9 protein-coding genes, 1 tRNA gene and 1 CRISPR repeat array are annotated in these 19434 nt (G+C 40.0%); of the genes, 3 read left to right on the plus strand and 7 right to left on the minus strand.

The window, feature by feature from the left end:
- Window positions 1-39: 39 nt before the first annotated feature.
- Together A3Q33_RS03845 and A3Q33_RS03850 are read right to left on the minus strand one after the other, a co-directional pair.
- Window positions 40-1182: an MbnH family di-heme enzyme gene (locus A3Q33_RS03845; RefSeq protein WP_353615517.1), complete on the minus strand. Its 1143-nt coding sequence runs from the start codon at window positions 1180-1182 to the stop codon at window positions 40-42.
- Window positions 1175-2071, minus strand: coding sequence for an MbnP family copper-binding protein (locus A3Q33_RS03850; RefSeq protein ID WP_081178791.1), 897 nt, complete (start codon window positions 2069-2071; stop codon window positions 1175-1177). Before A3Q33_RS03850 ends, A3Q33_RS03845 begins: the two co-directional genes overlap by 8 nt.
- A gap of 137 nt (window positions 2072-2208) precedes the next feature.
- Here A3Q33_RS03850 and A3Q33_RS03855 point away from each other — a divergent pair, with 137 nt between their 5' ends.
- The 3 genes from A3Q33_RS03855 to A3Q33_RS03865 all read left to right on the plus strand — a co-directional run bounded on the left by A3Q33_RS03855 (window position 2209) and on the right by A3Q33_RS03865 (window position 6656).
- The gene (locus tag A3Q33_RS03855) at window positions 2209-4956 is read left to right on the plus strand and encodes a choice-of-anchor B family protein (RefSeq protein ID WP_081178792.1); all 2748 of its coding nucleotides are present in this window, start codon (window positions 2209-2211) and stop codon (window positions 4954-4956) included.
- A gap of 172 nt (window positions 4957-5128) precedes the next feature.
- Window positions 5129-5205: transfer RNA gene (locus tag A3Q33_RS03860), tRNA-Ile, on the plus strand.
- 230 nt (window positions 5206-5435) lie between these two features.
- Entirely contained in the window at window positions 5436-6656 is a 1221-nt protein-coding gene (locus tag A3Q33_RS03865) for an integrase domain-containing protein (RefSeq protein WP_081178793.1), read from the plus strand.
- Between the two features lie 24 nt (window positions 6657-6680).
- Window positions 6681-11689: direct repeats of the CRISPR family, unit length 28 nt; unit sequence TTTCTAAGCTGCCTGTGCGGCAGTGAAC.
- A gap of 128 nt (window positions 11690-11817) precedes the next feature.
- Here A3Q33_RS03865 and cas6f read toward each other — a convergent pair.
- The 5 genes from cas6f to cas3f form a co-directional block, all read right to left on the minus strand.
- A complete protein-coding gene (cas6f, locus tag A3Q33_RS03870; protein WP_081178794.1) occupies window positions 11818-12471 on the minus strand; it encodes a type I-F CRISPR-associated endoribonuclease Cas6/Csy4 in 654 nt (217 codons plus the stop codon).
- 27 nt (window positions 12472-12498) lie between these two features.
- Window positions 12499-13533 carry a type I-F CRISPR-associated protein Csy3 gene (csy3, locus tag A3Q33_RS03875; protein ID WP_081178795.1) on the minus strand — a complete coding sequence of 345 codons (1035 nt, stop codon included), beginning with the start codon at window positions 13531-13533 and terminating at the stop codon, window positions 12499-12501.
- Between the two features lie 25 nt (window positions 13534-13558).
- Window positions 13559-14500 (minus strand): type I-F CRISPR-associated protein Csy2, encoded by a 942-nt coding sequence (csy2, locus tag A3Q33_RS03880; protein ID WP_081178796.1) that lies wholly within the window; start codon window positions 14498-14500, stop codon window positions 13559-13561.
- Window positions 14497-15753: a type I-F CRISPR-associated protein Csy1 gene (gene csy1 / locus A3Q33_RS03885; RefSeq protein WP_081178797.1), complete on the minus strand. Its 1257-nt coding sequence runs from the start codon at window positions 15751-15753 to the stop codon at window positions 14497-14499. Before csy1 ends, csy2 begins: the two co-directional genes overlap by 4 nt.
- Before the next feature lie 228 nt (window positions 15754-15981).
- A complete protein-coding gene (cas3f, locus tag A3Q33_RS03890; RefSeq protein ID WP_081178798.1) occupies window positions 15982-19374 on the minus strand; it encodes a type I-F CRISPR-associated helicase Cas3f in 3393 nt (1130 codons plus the stop codon).
- Window positions 19375-19434: the final 60 nt, after the last annotated feature.

A 19434-nucleotide genomic window follows, 5' to 3' on the forward strand; every position in this document is an offset into this window, starting at 1 on the left:
TTGTCAGCTTGAGTTTAATTTCTAGTAACTTGAACAGCACTATTCTTTTTCATTAAAACCGTGTTTAGGTGAGGTTAAAAAAGTGTCATCAGTTAGGGTATCTAGAAACGCTAACAAGTCTTTTTTCTCATCAGGCGTTAACTCAAAGCCCTTAACAAACTGGCTTTTCATTGGGTTCGCCCTGCCATCTCCCTGATGCTGTCCACTTTCAATATTACGCCCGCCTGCCGCATAAATATCAATGACCTCAGCAAGTGTAGCTACACTGCCATCATGCATATATGGGGCAGAATGGCGTATGTTGCGTAACGTTGGAGCGCGGAATCGGCCATTGTCTTTGGCTAAAGTCGATATTTCAGCGAGTCCGATATCTTTACTAGGGTAGCCAAATATCGCTTTACTTGATTCAACATAATACAAGCCCGTATTGTGAAATGGTCTGCGATCAATCAACTGCTGTTCATGACCGGTTGATTGCGTAAAGTTAAAACCGCCATGGCAGTGATGACATTCTAAACGTTCAGAAAAAAACAAGTTCATACCGCGAATAGCGGCAGCAGGAATAGCGTCATCGACACCTAAATAAGCATATTTATCGAAAGGCGATGCTAATGAGATTAAACTGCGCACATAACTCGCTAAAGCCTTCACTATCAACTCGAAGCTAATGGGTTGTTCAGGAAAAGCGGCGTTGAAAGCCTGTTGATATTCTATGGTTTTAAATCGCGCCAGCACTTCGACTTCATGGCCAGTTATCCCAAGTTCAATTGGCGATTCATCAAACATAGGCAACAATATTTGACGCTCTAATGAAGTAATGCCGTCATGTGCCCAGGTAAGCGTTTTATTATAGGCGATGTTAACTAGGGCTGGAGCATTTCGTCGATGCACTGTGCCTGTTGACCCAACAGAAACTGATAATGGCTCAGCAAATGCAAATTGCTGCATATGGCAACTTTCACAAGATTGTTGCTGATTAGCCGATAGTTTTTTATCAAAAAATAGTTGTTTTCCTAATGCTACTTTCTCGTCACTCATCGGATTATCTAACGGTACTTGTGGTTTAGGAAACCCTTCTAAAATAGGCCATTTATAGCTGTTTTCTATTTTTTTAGCGTTATCACAGCCAAACATTAAAGCCATTAAAGTTAGGCACATGGCTATAGCTATAAATTTATTCAACGTCCTCTCCTGGACTTTCAGGCTTAATGTTAACAGCCCTAAATACACTTGATACACTTGATACACTTGGCGTATTATTAATTTGTTTCACTAGAGATAAATTATTAAATAATTGCTGACAGCTCAATTTATTCTGCTCCGATTGACAACTCGACGACGGAGTTAAATCAACATTATTTAATAGCGTAGCTAAATCAAAGTTTAACGCCAGTCGACCATCACTGTTAATAGAAAGAGGAAGTTCGAAATTAAATCGATTAGGATAACGACAAGCTTGTTTAGGTGCTCGCATTGCACTTGCTGATTTACAACCAGTAGAGCCCAAGTGAAATAGCCATTGCTCATTATTAGCGGCAAGCTCAAGTCGCATAAATTTATGGCCGGTTTGCCAAACCCAAAACATTGACGGTAAATTTAACGGGCTTTTTTGACTAATAGGATTTAAATGATTTACCTCAAAAGGCACGCCAAGGGTAAAGCGAATAGCGCTATTTTTATTGATACCAGCACCAGGCAGAGGTTCAAGCTCGATAGTCCAATTACTGTTTTTCAGTGAGCCTGTTTGCGGCTTAGCTGATTGGCAGTTCGTGCCAAGCAAAACGGTATCATGCGCTTGAAAAGGTGTTTGTGCTAAATTAATTTTTTGCCAACCCGTTTCAGCTGAGCCATATTCAATATGACTAATAAAAAATTGAAACTGCTCAATAAGCCAATTTTTATTCACCTCGCCGGTATTAAATGGCGTTTGGCAGTTCAACTCGCCGTGCTGCCATAATAACTGCACGTTTATTTGCGAATGACTTTTTGCTGTAAAACTTAAAAAGTACCCCATTAAACTGAGTAAAATAATAAATATTGCTAAAAATATATACTGCTTATTACTTAACATAAGTTCCACTTAGTCATTATTTCGGTTATAAATTTATGCGTAAAGATTAAAACCACCGTTACTATTAAGCAATGATTTTAAATAAAACTCAAATGCGTTAAAGTCATATGTAACCTTTTTAATATAAGGACTTGCTGATGTTACGTACAATCTGGGTATTTCTATTTATCTCGGCGATGTTTAATAGCCACCTAACCCTAGCTCACTCAGAACATGACAAAGCACGTTTTGTTGCTCAAACAGGCAAAGACTCAGGTAAATGCGATCAGGTATTAAGACCTTGTAAAACTATTGCTTACGCTGTTCAACAAGCAAATAAAGGCGACAAAATATTAGTTTCTGCTGGTCAATACACGGTTAATACCAGTGATGAGCTATTCTATTTAAAAAGCGCTCTAGTGCCCATTTATGGCGGTTACAATCGCTTTGACCATTTTCAAAGCCAAAGCCCTGATACTAACCCTACAGAATTAGTAAACATTCCCCTAGATATGGCAGAGCCTTTACGTCAACAAGGTTTTGTTATAATGGCTGACGGTAAATCGCTATTTGCTAATAACAGCGCCGAAAGCAAAGCACTGAAACGCAAACTGGAAAGTTACTATACCTTAAGTGAAAAGCAAACAGGCGTAGATTGTGTAGATGGTTTAGCCGGAAGCTTTGCTTGTAGCAATATCGATTTACTTGCCCACATGCCCTTAAATGAGTTTTCTAGCCGCCCAAGCAGCGCAAATGACATATGGGGTCACGTTGATTTAAATAATGGTAACGAATATGCGTTGATTGGTTTGCGTAATGGCGTTGCCATCGTCAATGTTACTGACCCTGAAGATCCTCAAGAAGTAGGAACAATTTCTGGGCTGAACTCTACATGGCGCGATATTAAAGTTTATCAATACTTCGATAATATAATAAATGCTTGGCAAGCCTATGCTTATGCCACTATAGACGGCGCTTCTGATCACGTAACGATTATTAATCTCAACCAACTGCCAAATTCAGTAAGTTTAGTCGAGAAAAATACGGTAGTCACTAAAGCACATAATGTTTACATCACCAATGTTGACCATACACTCAACATCGCTTTACCTGGTTTAACACCCAGCTTGCAACTTATTGGAAGTAATAGATTTGGCGGTGCATTTCATAGTTATTCACTAGCAACACCTGCAACGTTAACCGCATTATCGAATAACTATTTTGGCTCAGGTTACACCCATGACGGCGCTTCAATCAACATTACTGATAACCGAAAAGAAAGCCAGTGTGATACCCAAGGTGACAGCTGCACTGTCTTCATCGACTTTAATGAAAAAGAAGTAAAGCTATGGAATATCACCGACACTTCAGCAACTACGTTACTCGGTACAGGTGAATACAACGATGTAGCGAAAAGTAATCAATATGTTCACTCTGGTTGGGGCACAGAAGATGAACAGCACATATTTTTACATGATGAATTTGACGAGAAAGATGGTGGCTTAAATTCAACTGTACGTATTTTCTCAATTGCTGATTTAACTAATCCTGTGCAAGTTGGACAATGGACCGGCCCAACTCGTGCCATTGATCATAATGGCTTTGTTCGAGGCAACCGCTATTACATGTCAAACTATGAGCGCGGTTTAACAGTATTAGATATTACAGACCCTGCAAATCCAGTCGACGTTGGTTTTTTTGATACTTATACACCTTCGAATAACGCTGGCTTTAACGGAGCTTGGGGCACTTACCCATTTTTACCCTCTGGAAATATATTAGTCAGCGATATTGGCAGCGGTTTATATATATTAAAAGACCGTACGCATGAATCTAACCAAGGTAAAGTAGCTTTTAGCCATAAAGCGATAACCGCTAACCAAGGCGAAACCTTAACGATTAGTGTGCAACGCAGTAGCGCAAGTAACCCTGATCAGGCTATCAGCGTTCATTACCAAGTGTTGCCAGGAAGTGCGAAAGAAAACAGCGACTATACGCCAGTAAAAGGCATAGTAACTTGGCAAGCAAATGACATAGCCGATAAAACCATTAATATTGATATCATGAGCGACCTAACAGGTGAAGAATTCAAAGAAGAATTTTTTGTCCGTTTAAGCCAACCAAGCAATAGCGCAACATTAGGCAGCAATAGCTACCTAACCGTCAATATAGATGGCCTTGTCGACAACGGAACATTAACATTTACGGGATCGGAAACAACGGTTGCTGAAAACCAAGGGACTCTCGATGTAGTAATTGCGCGACAAGGGAGCTCAACAGGAGCAGTATCTGTTACGTACTTATTAAGCTCAGGCACAGCAACTATTGGCGAAGATATGGAATCAGCTTCAGGCACCGTAAATTGGTCAGACGGCGACTCGGCAGAGAAAAGCATTCAAATCATCATTATTGATGACACTGAAAGTGAAGTTAACGAAAACTTTACTATTACCTTATCACCCGTTGCAGAAAGCAATTTAGGCGCCATAACTCAATACACCGTTACTATTTCAGATGATGATAGTAATACCGCACCAACAGTAACCTTATCTGAAAATAGCGAAGTAAATACTGGCGCAACCGTAAGTGTATCCGCAACTGTCACAGACAATGAAAATGACCCTATGACCTACTTATGGCAACAAACAGCGGGAACCAGCATCAACTTGACTAACGCCGACACTTTAGCAGCAAGCTTTGTCGCTCCTTCTGCCGCCGGTAATATCCAGCTATTATTCACCGCCACAGACTCTAAAGGATTCTCTACCAGTGAAATCCTAACGCTAACTGTAGTTGCCGCACCAGTGATAACACCCACACCGGATAAAAAATCATCAAGTAGTGGTTCAGTCAGTTACTTAATCCTATTTTTGCTCGTTTTATTAACCAGAAAACACCTGAAATGACCAATAATCTGAGTTGTTCGAGCAAGCTAAGCACTTAATTGTTCAACTAATGAACTATCAGACTAATTTATCAGTTTTTTTGACGTTATAGTGGTGACAACAAAATAAAAAATGCTTATACTTCCCGCCGCTTGATGAACCTTTCGCGTTTATCAAAGCAATTTAGAAAGATGGCCCCTTAGCTCAGTTGGTTAGAGCATCCGACTCATAATCGGCAGGTCCCCTGTTCAAGTCAGGGAGGGGCCACCATTTCAACATTAAAGACGCATTTAAGCGTCTTTTTTTATGCCTGAAATCCAGTAAAAACGTACGTGATGATCTTTCGGGCACGCCACAGCCCTTTAAAAACAAGCACCATTAATTCTTTAAAGAGTCCAACAAGGTTCTTTAAGAGATTGTAACATCCAGTGTTTAATGTAACACTCTTAGTAACACTGAGCGAAAAAGGCAGTCACAGTGTTACTAAAAGAGATAATATTATGGCTAGAACAACTAAACCACTCACAAATACTGAAGTAAAGCAGGCTAAACCAAAAGAAAAGGAATATAACCTTTCTGATGGAAGTGGCTTAATGCTTAGAGTAAAACCGCATGGCTCAAAAATATGGCTATTTAACTATTACCGGCCTTTCTCTAAAAAAAGAGCCAATATTGGCTTCGGACAATTTCCAGAAGTTACACTTGCCGATGCAAGGCAGCGCCGCGATGAGGCACGAACACTCTTATCCAAAGATATAGATCCTAAAACATATAAAGTTCAGCAGTTTCAAGAAAAAAAAACTGCATTAGAAAACACTTTCGGTAAAGTTGCAGAGAAGTGGCACATATTAAAAAAACAACAAGTAAAAATAGAAACCGCCGAAAAATCATGGCAAACAATGAACCTTCATATTTTACCTGAATTAAATAACGTACCTATTCACCTAGTTAAACCTAAATTAGTTATTGATATACTCAACCCTATTGCAAGCAAAGGTAGTTTAGAGACAGTTAAAAGGCTATGTCGTAATATTAATGAAGTCATGCGTTTGGCTGTAGCTTCAGGGCTGATTGAGATCAATTATTTAGCGGATATTACTAAACTATTCGCTGCGCCTAAAAAAACTAACATGGCGACAATCACACCTGATAGATTACCTGAATTAATGCGCGCACTTAACCAAGCTAGTATAATGAAAATAACAAGATGTTTGGTTGAATGGCAATTGCATACAATGACCCGACCAAATGAAGCTGCAACTGCTAAATGGGAAGATATCAGTTTAGAAAATAAAACTTGGATCATTCCTGCAGAACAAATGAAGATGAATAAAGCTCATATCGTACCATTATCACCTCAAATGCTATCCTTACTTGAAATTATAAAACCTATATCTGGTCATAGAGAATACTTGTTTCCTAGTCATAGAACCCCTAGAGGTCACGCTAATAGCCAAAGTGTAAATATGGCCTTAAAGCGAATGGGATTCAATGGGCAACTAGTTTCTCATGGCCTACGAGCCTTAGCTAGTACAACACTTAATGACCAACAAATTTTCGATAAAGAGTTAATTGAAGCCTCGCTTGCACATGTTGATAAAAATCAAGCGCGTAGAGCATATAACCACGCGGATTATTTAGAACACCGTAGAAAAGTTATGGATTGGTGGTCTCTGCATATACAAAAAGCTGCTGACGGGAATATGAGTTTAGTTGGTTAATTTAAATTATTATAATATAAAAAATTTATAAGCTGCCTGTGTGGCAGTGAACAATCTAGCTAACTTATCTAACGATATGTCTATTTTCTAAGCTGCCTGTGTGGCAGTGAACTTTAGCTTCTTTAACTTTTGCTTTGACCATTGTTTCTAAGCTGCCTGTGCGGCAGTGAACACAGCGGCAACTTTTAGCTCAACTATTGGTGATTTCTAAGCTGCCTGTGCGGCAGTGAACAACAATCACACTTTGGTTGGGTTAATGCGCTATTTCTAAGCTGCCTGTGCGGCAGTGAACTCAACACACCAGAAAATAAATGATAGTAGTAATTTCTAAGCTGCCTGTGCGGCAGTGAACAAAACGCGTCGTTTCGTACTGCCAGTGTCAGCTTTCTAAGCTGCCTGTGCGGCAGTGAACAAGGCTGATTTATCACAATCCCAGTTTGGACATTTCTAAGCTGCCTGTGCGGCAGTGAACCGTGGTGTTTAAAAGCCGTATGCATTTTTCTATTTCTAAGCTGCCTGTGCGGCAGTGAACTGTTAAAGAGTCGGCAGATTGGAATGGTGAACTTTCTAAGCTGCCTGTGCGGCAGTGAACTAGACGCAGGCGGCAGTGTTAAATGGATTAGTTTTCTAAGCTGCCTGTGCGGCAGTGAACTACCGGTTCGGTTTGGTGGGAACGATTTAAAGTTTCTAAGCTGCCTGTGCGGCAGTGAACAGGTAAAGGCAAAGGCGCATCAAACGCAGCTATTTCTAAGCTGCCTGTGCGGCAGTGAACACGAAGGTTAGATGGTAGAGTGTGCGAAGTTATTTCTAAGCTGCCTGTGCGGCAGTGAACTTGCATATCGTGAGCATCGATAACGCATCACATTTCTAAGCTGCCTGTGCGGCAGTGAACTAATAAGCCAACTGTTAACCAGTTGGCTTACTTTTCTAAGCTGCCTGTGCGGCAGTGAACATTTCGCTATCAGATAATTTATCGGTCTGATTTTTCTAAGCTGCCTGTGCGGCAGTGAACGTAGCTGCTGCTGTAGTCGTTTGACCTATAACTTTCTAAGCTGCCTGTGCGGCAGTGAACCTACTACACCCGCGTTTTACATTGCACGCGTTTTTCTAAGCTGCCTGTGCGGCAGTGAACCTTTTGCGGCAATTGCTACGGGCGCGATGGATTTTCTAAGCTGCCTGTGCGGCAGTGAACCCAAACACAGCCGATTTATTGACTCAATAAATTTTCTAAGCTGCCTGTGCGGCAGTGAACGAAGTAAATTAACGCTTTCGGTTTTGTGTGGTTTTCTAAGCTGCCTGTGCGGCAGTGAACTTTTTTTCGCCTTGGTCATTGGTTGGCTGTTCTTTCTAAGCTGCCTGTGCGGCAGTGAACTCTCGTTATAAGCTTAGGGTCTGCATTGGATATTTCTAAGCTGCCTGTGCGGCAGTGAACTATTACATTAAATAACTGGTCGATAGCTATCATTTCTAAGCTGCCTGTGCGGCAGTGAACCAATAGGTCGTGAAGTGTCAAGGTTTTTTGACTTTCTAAGCTGCCTGTGCGGCAGTGAACTCTGTATTTGGTGTTTGTCCCTTCTTCATACTTTTCTAAGCTGCCTGTGCGGCAGTGAACATGAATGAAAAACTACATTTCTTAACCTTTGATTTCTAAGCTGCCTGTGCGGCAGTGAACGTAAAAATGTTATAGATAATTTTTACTATGACTTTCTAAGCTGCCTGTGCGGCAGTGAACACTTGATTTGCAAAAGCCTAACTTTCACGCTATTTCTAAGCTGCCTGTGCGGCAGTGAACTGATATGTAGTGATATGTAGTGATATATATTATTTCTAAGCTGCCTGTGCGGCAGTGAACTTGGCGATAGTCATATTGCAGATGCGCTTTATTTTCTAAGCTGCCTGTGCGGCAGTGAACGAAATAGATGAACATTTAGATAAGGTAGAGATTTTCTAAGCTGCCTGTGCGGCAGTGAACATTTAAGTTTTTAGGTATTAAATGTTTTCTGTTTTCTAAGCTGCCTGTGCGGCAGTGAACAACAACGCTAAAGCTTGGGCCTCTTCTTGTGCTTTCTAAGCTGCCTGTGCGGCAGTGAACCTATTCGAGTTTTAGACGGGGATCTAACAGATTTTCTAAGCTGCCTGTGCGGCAGTGAACAGAAGATTAGCGATTAATATTAGTAATGTTGCTTTCTAAGCTGCCTGTGCGGCAGTGAACAATCTCCACTGTTTTTACATATCCATCCTTGCTTTCTAAGCTGCCTGTGCGGCAGTGAACGTCGCTAAGATATTAGCGGCCTTAGTGTAATCTTTCTAAGCTGCCTGTGCGGCAGTGAACTAAACCTAATGATATCGTCCGCGCTCAACTACTTTCTAAGCTGCCTGTGCGGCAGTGAACAAATGTTTGAATTGAACGGCGAACGTTGGAACTTTCTAAGCTGCCTGTGCGGCAGTGAACTTATCGTGGGGCTGTAAAACTTATAGTGTTGATTTCTAAGCTGCCTGTGCGGCAGTGAACTTACTGGTAACACTAACAAACAAACACTAACATTTCTAAGCTGCCTGTGCGGCAGTGAACTATCCCAGTAGTGTTCTCTCGTCGTTTCAACGTTTCTAAGCTGCCTGTGCGGCAGTGAACTATTTTTAAAGTCCTACGCTTCGATGCTTGCTTTTCTAAGCTGCCTGTGCGGCAGTGAACGCATCAACGCCTTGTGATGCGTTACTCATAGCTTTCTAAGCTGCCTGTGCGGCAGTGAACTAAACCTAACAGACTTAACAGGCAGACCAGATTTTCTAAGCTGCCTGTGCGGCAGTGAACGTATATTACCTGACGGAATGACAAGTTCAAAATTTCTAAGCTGCCTGTGCGGCAGTGAACTGATGTTGGTAATGTTTCCACTCCGTACCCTATTTCTAAGCTGCCTGTGCGGCAGTGAACTTTCTTCTAGCATGTCTTTAACTACCGGAGCCTTTCTAAGCTGCCTGTGCGGCAGTGAACCCTTATAGGTTTTGACAGAAACAACACTGATTTTTCTAAGCTGCCTGTGCGGCAGTGAACTAAAAACTGCCCTTTATAACCTTTGCTTAACTTTTCTAAGCTGCCTGTGCGGCAGTGAACGACCAAGTGGAAAACCACGGCGATTCCTTGCTTTTCTAAGCTGCCTGTGCGGCAGTGAACCCTCACATCGGCAAGCAGAATTAATCGTTAAATTTCTAAGCTGCCTGTGCGGCAGTGAACCATCTCAGTATGTAGATGACCCGGCTGATATATTTCTAAGCTGCCTGTGCGGCAGTGAACGATGATATGCGCTTTCTTAGCACTCTTAAAGTTTTCTAAGCTGCCTGTGCGGCAGTGAACGTTTTTCGCTTTTTGTCTAGCAGGGTATTTATTTTCTAAGCTGCCTGTGCGGCAGTGAACGCTGCAACAATGTTTGGTCGGTCTGTTTTAATTTTCTAAGCTGCCTGTGCGGCAGTGAACGGTGGTTAATGATGATATTTATATATCTAATCTTTCTAAGCTGCCTGTGCGGCAGTGAACAGATCGCGAGGGCTTGCGATCGGTGTTTGGGGTTTCTAAGCTGCCTGTGCGGCAGTGAACATGTTAAGCATCACACTCGTTTTTTTGCTACTTTTCTAAGCTGCCTGTGCGGCAGTGAACTCAAGAAAGAAAGTAGAAAGGTTTATCTAATCTTTCTAAGCTGCCTGTGCGGCAGTGAACCTATGTCTTCGTAAGTTGCTTGATCCTATTATTTTCTAAGCTGCCTGTGCGGCAGTGAACTTGTTTTAATAACGTTGGCGATTTAATTAAGTTTTCTAAGCTGCCTGTGCGGCAGTGAACCACTATGCTTGTCGGCCAAGTGAGTTGCGCATTTTCTAAGCTGCCTGTGCGGCAGTGAACTTACTTGAAGTTGTTGTTGATGCTTGTAATCATTTCTAAGCTGCCTGTGCGGCAGTGAACTATCTCTTGAGTTGGGCGTTGAGCCACCTCACTTTCTAAGCTGCCTGTGCGGCAGTGAACTTTTCTATATAACTATCCCCTGCAATTATTGCTTTCTAAGCTGCCTGTGCGGCAGTGAACATCTTAATAACAAATTGTTTGGTTCGGCCAGTTTTCTAAGCTGCCTGTGCGGCAGTGAACGCGATGCTGCGTTTAATAATGTACTTTCTGGCTTTCTAAGCTGCCTGTGCGGCAGTGAACCTGTGCTCATGAGTGAAAAAGTATATGTGCTATTTCTAAGCTGCCTGTGCGGCAGTGAACGTTTCATATGGAACTAAGTGGTGATGCTGTTTTTTCTAAGCTGCCTGTGCGGCAGTGAACATTACCGGTAATCGTTGCACTGATTACCGGTGTTTCTAAGCTGCCTGTGCGGCAGTGAACTAGTTAAAAAAAACATGAAGAATAAGTTTTTATTTCTAAGCTGCCTGTGCGGCAGTGAACTAAATACATCAAGGTACTTGAGTTGCTTTAATTTTTCTAAGCTGCCTGTGCGGCAGTGAACGATATTAGAAAGACCGAGTTTAATTATTTTAATTTCTAAGCTGCCTGTGCGGCAGTGAACTTTTTCAGTTCGGTCCTATGAATACAGTTAATTTTCTAAGCTGCCTGTGCGGCAGTGAACCATTAAAAAACTTGTTTGACTTTATTGTTCGCTTTCTAAGCTGCCTGTGCGGCAGTGAACTGGTGGCAATTTGCCCTGATGTTTATTGTTCATTTCTAAGCTGCCTGTGCGGCAGTGAACCTACATTGTTAATTGTGCTTAATTTTTTTAGTTTTCTAAGCTGCCTGTGCGGCAGTGAACATTTTACCCTGAAATAAAAGCCTTTTTAATGCTTTCTAAGCTGCCTGTGCGGCAGTGAACCAAGCAACAGAACGATGATAAAAGTGTTGTTTTTTCTAAGCTGCCTGTGCGGCAGTGAACAGTCACCGCTCGCCGTACAAACCCACCCTTGATTTCTAAGCTGCCTGTGCGGCAGTGAACATATTCCTTTTGATGTACTTAAATCAGGTATATTTCTAAGCTGCCTGTGCGGCAGTGAACAATAGAATATCACGCAAAAAACAAGTTACAACAGTGGATTAAGGTAAAATATGAATTTTTACCTTATTTTTATCGCTTGTTGTAACTTGTTGTTTTAGTTTCTTATTTTTAAAGAGCAAAAATAAAGGTTAAAACTGGGGAATACTTACCAGTTTTTCTTTATGGTTATGATTTACACTCAAACCATAACAATTAAACTTTCCAAATTGTTGCTCGGCAACGTCTACCTTTTTGATAAACAGTGGGAATTTTCTACTGCTAGCTAAATCACGTTGTTTCGTTTCTTGGCTTTCTAACCAAATAAAAGGTGAGTTGTTATTCGCTTTAGGTTTGCTTTTTTCAAGCTCGGCTAAACAAATATCAAGCGGTTGTCCAGATTTTTCAGACCAACGCTGCGCTTTGCTAAGCATATCTTTTTCTATACGCGCTTCACCTTTGACTTGCACCCTAACAAAACTCGCGTGTGCCACCTTTTCTGGTACGGGTTTTATTGATTTTATATGCACGTAATCTTCAAAGCGATTAAGCCATTTAGCTATGTTTAATTCAGTTAGTTGCGACTCTGCATTTGCTAGTAACCTTAATTGATTGCCTAACGGAAATGCGTGTCCACCACTTTTTTCAGCACTATAACGAGGAAAACTAACGGCAATAGCCGACTCATTATCTGCTACTTTGTTATCAACTAAGGCAATATGCACTTGTTGGTATACCTTTTGCCAAATGAAACCAAGGGTGATGTCGGCTTCAGGCAGTAAGGTTATATCGAGATAATATTTCATTTTCTTTCTTCCTATAAGAAATAAAGACTACTTGTCGCTTTCCCCAAACACACCGCCACGCACTAAAATAGCCATAACATAATGCTCATCTTCCACTCGTTCTAACTCTGTGCCGCGTGCCCATTTATCAAAAAAGGTGTAGAAATCTTGTTTATCTTTAGGGGTTCTGTACGCTTTCCCTAAATTGGTGACTGCACCATAAGGCTCTATTGCGATAGGGCCTGCTGTTTTTTCTGCATCATCAAATTCTGGATACCAAGTATCGATACTGCGTAATGCATTACCTAGTTTTTGCGAGTGCATGGCGGCAATGTCGTGCACTGAATAAAGGATTTTACTTTTTTTACCTTTACCTTTATCAAGCACTAACTCTTCACTTGGGTAGACTTCTTGCGCCTTGCCTACCTGCACAAAGCAATTAATTTCCAACATTAAAAAATCATCCGCACTTGATAACGCTGCTGCGATACGTTCGCCCAATTCAGCAACTTGTTTGTCATCATGATTAAAATGACGCGTACTAAATTGCGTTGCGTCAAACACCCATGATTGTTTGCTATTTTTATTTAATGCGTTTACTTGTACTTCTATATTTTCAGCACCAACTCGATTACGCCATAAAAAACGTGCATTCGCTAAGTTAAGAGCATAGCGTTTACCTAATTCTTTAAAAGCTTCTTTTTCAACGTAAGCTGATACCGCTTTACTGTAGCTTTCTTTAAATAATGCGTTGTTACAGGCTGAAGGAGTTTGTACGCCGCCTAACACTTTTAAGGTAAAGTGCAGCTTTAAGGTATCTTGCTCTGGTGCAAGTGCACAGCTATCAACTGTTTGTAAGTTAGCTTTTTCTACTTCGGCGTTCAATTTTACAGGATCGCTTTTAATTGCTGCTTTTAAGCGGTTTGAAATAGTACCGCGCACTGACTTTTCAATGAGTTTTAACGAAATTTGGTTACTGTTTTTATTCCGTTCTTCCCATTGTGTGCCATACATATAACCGTCGGATGGTACTAATTTTTTTTCAAATGCCAATACTGATGCGGTGTCTTGATTCTTAGCCATGATAATTTCCTTTTAATAAATTAAGTTATGCGTAATAAGCGTTTTCAATTTCTTCTTCGGTTTGAACAATTTTTTGATTTTGAGTACAAAGATATAAGTTATTGGTTTGATCTGTTTGATAACGCCACAATATTTCGTCGATTGATTTAATTTTATGAGGCATTTTAAACTCCCCTAGCGTTACAACACTTTCAGCAAAACGGTGCGGGGTATTTGAGTCTCGTTGATTTTTGGCTTCACCTAATTCTGTTAAACCGTGAAAACCTGTTGCTATGGGTACAATCCAACCTTTATTTTTTCGCTTGCTCGTCCATTTAAAAGTTTCATCACTTTCAAGTAACGGTTCATCACATTTATGATGAATAACGAGATTATCTAACAGCGCATCCATTGCGTCTTGCCCTGCTTTCATTGCGTCAATCATTAAGTCTCGTCGCTCAATTAAGGCATAACCGGGCATGAGTTTTCGTGTTAACTTACTAAGGTCTGTGGTATTGCCATTTTCAACCTTGAAAAACTGCGGCGCTTTAAAAGTTAAAATATCACCGCCAGCCATTTTCATGTTGCTGTTCAGAAAATGCGTAATTTTTTCTTGTACGACGGCTTCATCATCTTTTTCAATACCGATATATTCAATCACTAATGACACAGTTAAATGACAACGTGCTTCTTCAATGAATGCACTTCTTGCCCCTGTTTTATCTAACGGGTTACCCGTACCAATGATTGAATGTACAAAGTCATCAACACCTTTATGGGTTTGTAAGTCACATTGATGGTTAACTACAGCAACGCTATTAAATTTAATATCATTATAACCTTGCGCATTCAACTTTCGTTGTAACGCATGTACCGCGCCAAGCCATGCGGTCATGGCAGGAAAGCCAATAGAAAACGGGCTAGAAAGCGCATTAGCGTTATGTACTTTTATATGGGGTAATAGCAATAATCGTTTTAACTCGTTCATTTTAAAAACTCCTTATTACGTTCAATCACTTCGGCAAAGTGTAAACGTTCGGCTTCCCCTAATTTGATTGCTTTTTTATCTAATACCTTTTCATAACTACGCGTTAACCATGCAGATATTTCAGTGATGAGTGAATTTAGCCATTGTGCTGATTTTTCTCTTTCATCAGCAAAGTCATCATGTAACCAAGTACGTTGAATACTTGATAGTGAAGACGTTTCAGCGTGGTATTGCGTTTGTGAAACTGCACGAACCGCCCACATTTTCTCAATGAGTAAATCTATGATTTGTTGAAGGTTACGATCTCTCGCATCACGAAGTTTGATATTGTTATAGTCAGTCTGAAATAATTTATGCAGTGCTTTAAAATTATTGGCATATTCATATTTTTTAAATGACTCGGTAAAAAAATCACTTTTAGGAAAGTGAACATTTCGCTTTTCAATACTCGGTGGTGATGACGATAAAAGGTGCGCTTTACCACCATTTTGATTATTTAAAACACTTATATTTTGTGGCTTTGTGCCACCATAACCTATGGTAGTTAAGCCATATATTTCACTATAACCTTGCTCGCTAAATTCGTTTTTACGCTTTTTATCACGAAGTTCTTTAACTTCTTCTGAAAAACGTAATTTATCTAAGCGAGAACGCAATTGATAAACCATGCCCGAATTAGTTAGCAGTGATAGTTGGTGATAATCATCGTCAACGGGAAAATATACTTGTTTTATTTTAGAGCTAGTAATGTTTTCCGTTGCGCTTTCAACCATTGCTAAAAAACCACTTCTCAGCTCTTGATAATTAGCAGATTTAATTGCTAATAATGTTTGTGCTAAGTCCGTTTCTTGTTGAATGTGTGTTAATAAATTATCACCGTTTTGCATGGTTAAGGTTAAGAATTTATAGACATCTAGCGCAGCAGCATTACCTAATGCATCGGTAGCTACTGCAACGTTACCTGTTTTTAAGTAACCATCATCAACGCTGTCTATTTCAGCTAAAACAGAAGAGACATAACCATTTTTGTTTTTTCTGGCACTAGGATGGCTAAAGGTGCAAGGATGAGTAGACATAGATATTTGCCCTGCCCTTTTCGCTGCATTAGGCAACCATTCATTTAATGAAAATTGTTGCTCGCATAATTGCTCTAGTTCTTGTAACTCATGCTCTTGCATAGCTGCTTTAGCATTCTTTTTTAACCATGCTTCTTTTCGTTCAGAAAAGTAATTCTGTATTGCAGGATCTAACATTGTTAACCTCCTTATCTTTTAAACTTGAAAATACAATAAAATAAAAACAAAAAGTTATCAACCTCATAATGATTAAATTAATTAAAGATTAATTTTATTTAATAACGTGATTTTAGCTCTGTATTTTTTTATACTTTGACTACTGCCATAAAGGCAGCTTAGAAATCATATTGATTGATTTATTTGTTCACTGCCACATAGGCAGCCTAAAAGCCTGATTAGTAATAATCAGGTTTTTTTTATTTTAACTAACCCAAACTGGTCGTTATATTCGTACTGTGCATTTTCACGCTCTACCATATTTATTTCCCCGTAACGCAATGAGACTCGCTTTCGTGTTGTTAACCATGGTTCACTGAGGTAATTCGCTAATAACTGTTGGTAATTGCGCTCAAACCATAAGTTTTTTTGCTGTTTTTCTGTTAATTCTATTTGCTTAATATTGTGAATATTTCCTCGATTTATGGCCTGATAATACATATCTAACAAAGGCTTACCCGCATCATCTTTTTCGGTAAAATAACAGTTATCTTCATTCTCGTTATAAAACAAAAATAAATTAATACTCGCTTCACTTTTTCTAAAAGGGGTTAATACTTGTGGTAAAGCTGTTAAGTACCAGGTTTCGGTTAAATACCCTTGTAAAGTGTTTGCGCCAAATGCAGAAAAGTTTGTAAGTTGTTGCGCAGTTACTTGATGTTCCATAAACGCTAATAACTGCTTATCTGCTTGGATAGGTACTTTTATCCTAGGAATGGCATTTAAACTTTTGTTAATACGTACTTCATTCACTAATTTATTAAGATCATGGCTGTGTAGTGTTTGAGCCCAACCATCTTCATAGCCTGGTTTAATGAAATACTTACCATCTTGCTTATCATTAGCTTTAAATGTCTTGAGGTTATATTGCATTACACTAATGTTGGCTGATGCTACTTCTTCCGATCTATGTCGTCGAACGCGCCCGGCAAGTTGTACAATTGAGCGATAAGATGATGGTTCAATAATTGCCCAGTCAAAATCATGATCTCGCCCGACTTCTTCAACAGGCGTTGCCACTAAAATGAACAGTACATTGTTAATATGGCTATTATTTTTAGCGCATGATTTTTTTGCACATAAGTCAAGATGATTGCGGATCACGGGGTTGGAAAATGCTTGCTGAGTCTCTCCTGCTTTTTCTTTTCGTTTTAACACCTCATCAAGGTGTTTTTCTTGTTCATGACGCAGTAACAAAACTTGTTGGCTGTGATATGCCATTACTTTTACTTGGGTATCTTGTGGGTAGTCGGCTTGTAGTAAGTATTTGGTTAATTCTACACAGGGCGAAATATTAGCTACACGAACAACGCCGAATGAAACCTTTATTGCTGTTTTGCTATCAATGCTATGGTGTTGTTGATGTTTGGCTAAAGTAGCTTGTTTTACTGCTGAAAAATAATGAGATTGTTTACTTTCTTCACATCCATTTTCTGTTGTTGTTGCTTCTATCGGTATTAGTGGGCAAGGCAGAATGTCAGCTTTACGTTTAGCTACTTGCTTATTTAGACTGTTAACACGTTTGTCGATAAAGTTATTGTGATTAACCTGATATTGTTCAAGAGCACTATTACCATGTGTTGCGTTGCTTTGTATCACATTGACGCTATGCACGTGTGTGGTAAATTCGTCTATCCATGCGCAGCCTATTTCAGCTTTTGCTTCGTCTCGACTTTTGGTGAAAATTTGCCAGCCTTTTTTGTAGGCATTGAAGTAACCTAGCGCTAAATCTGGCGGAATAGTTGCCGATGAGATCATGACTTTTCTACCTAACATGCCTGCTAAGTGAATAAGTCTGCCAATGGCGATTAAATCATCGCCAGTAAAATCATCTATTTCATCAATAACAAGATCAGAAGACATTAACCGTAAACTCGGCAAAATATAGCGACCACCTCGCTTGGTTTCTGTTGCCGCCATTAAGTGGTCAATGGTGCACGCCAGCACTGGCGCATATAAAAACTGTTTATCTTTAGTACACGTTAATACGGTACTTAGCCCTTCTTCGGGTATTTCGCAGTCATAATCAATAAACTCCTCTAATAAGGTCTCTTGTGATTCTGAGCCTAAAACCTCATCAGTTATTTCATCTTGTTTAATTTCTCGTTGGTTGTGCAGTTCAGCAACCGCCCTTGAGCCAATTAATACCGCAAGGTCTGCATTGGTTAAACCTATTCGGTCACGATATTCATCACCTGTTTGCAAAGTTAATGTACGTAACCCCAGAGCAAGAATATAACGCAGGCTTTTGCCGTCAGCCGATAACGCACGCATAACCTTAGCGTTGGCAAATGTTTTACCACAACCGGTACTTGCCATGTTAACCGCGAAAAAACCTGTTACTTTTTTGTCTTGCTGTGTTTTCCATTCATTAATTTTGGTTACGGCTTTATCTTGCCATTTATATTTAGGGTCTGAACTTACCCGCCTTAACTCTTGAATATCAGTTGCCACTGGTGGCTCTTTTTCAAATGCGGGTAATAAATGTGCGGTGTCTAAGGCGTTTTTTGCCACGCCTACCAAGTGCTCATCAAGCTTTTGCTTTAGCTCGCTAGTATTTCGATCAGTATTAGCGAATAGTCCTGTACTATTTTTCCAGTTTTTCGCGGCATTTTGTGATGAATAAAAGTGATCACCTAACATTAAACACAAACGCGCATGGTGTAATACCAAACGATAACTTCCGTCTTTCATCGCTGATTCAAGCAAAGGCAAATTATTGAGTAGGCTAGTTGACCAACGTTTTATTTTTTGAGTCCACTGTATTGACTCTGATAACAAACCATTGGGAAATTCAAAACAATGCTTTACGCGTTTGTTGTATTCTGCTTCATCTATCTTGTTTTCATAGCCCCATTTTTGGGTTATACGTTTAAGCGTAGTGGCTATATCAGGTGCTTTGTCACAGCGCCAATCTTCTTTCGAATAGGGTAGGCGATGATGCGAAACAATTAACCAAGCTAATAGTTTTGCCGCGTTAGGCAACTTATCTAATGGTGTTGAGTTTTGTGTTTTAATAGTTGCTTTTAACTGTGTTTCAGTAAAACCGTTTTGCGCTAATTCGGTTAACCATGTTTCATCACTTTTACTATTCACTAAGGCATTAAGTAATAAAACAGAAATCCATTCATGCCTTAGCGGATCACCTTTGAATTTATTTTTACTATTAGGGCTTAACTTCTCTTGAAATAAACGAGATGCTTTTCCCCAGTCATGAAGTAACGCTGAAAGCGCTGTAAGTGATTTAATTAACGGTAAGTATTTCCAGTCACTTTCTATTTCACTATTTAACAAATTTTTCTTAGTACTATTCACCGCGACTACACCTGCTGCATTAAACTTGTTTTTATTCCCTACCACCCAAATAAACTGACTTCTTGAACGCGAACGTATCCAATGGCAACTTACCGCGGTGCTTTTGCTGGCGGTTTGACGGAGCATACTTTTTACGGTGACTAAGCCATCTTCGGTGATGATGGTTTGCCAGGTATTATCACCAATACGATTGGCAAAGGCGTCAAGCACGCGGCGTGTTTTTTTCAGCGCATTTTTTTCACACTGGCTAACAAAAGTGACCATCATAATGCGAACAACGCTTTGGTGAGTTTATGTGGTGAATATAGTTGACTCACTAAAAATAAA

Source organism: Colwellia sp. PAMC 21821 (genome assembly GCF_002077175.1).
Taxonomy (GTDB): Bacteria; Pseudomonadota; Gammaproteobacteria; order Enterobacterales; family Alteromonadaceae; genus Cognaticolwellia.

Bases quoted from the DNA above. Each gene is read 5' to 3' on its own strand.
- csy3 (WP_081178795.1), bottom strand. From the start codon at position 13,533: ATGGCTAAGAATCAAGACACCGCATCAGTATTGGCATTTGAAAAAAAA.
- A3Q33_RS03865 (WP_081178793.1), top strand. From the start codon at position 5,436: ATGGCTAGAACAACTAAACCACTCACAAATACTGAAGTAAAGCAGGCT.
- A3Q33_RS03855 (WP_081178792.1), top strand. From the start codon at position 2,209: ATGTTACGTACAATCTGGGTATTTCTATTTATCTCGGCGATGTTTAAT.
- csy1 (WP_081178797.1), bottom strand. From the start codon at position 15,753: ATGTTAGATCCTGCAATACAGAATTACTTTTCTGAACGAAAAGAAGCA.
- A3Q33_RS03850 (WP_081178791.1), bottom strand. From the start codon at position 2,071: ATGTTAAGTAATAAGCAGTATATATTTTTAGCAATATTTATTATTTTA.
- cas3f (WP_081178798.1), bottom strand. From the start codon at position 19,374: ATGATGGTCACTTTTGTTAGCCAGTGTGAAAAAAATGCGCTGAAAAAA.
- csy2 (WP_081178796.1), bottom strand. From the start codon at position 14,500: ATGAACGAGTTAAAACGATTATTGCTATTACCCCATATAAAAGTACAT.
- cas6f (WP_081178794.1), bottom strand. From the start codon at position 12,471: ATGAAATATTATCTCGATATAACCTTACTGCCTGAAGCCGACATCACC.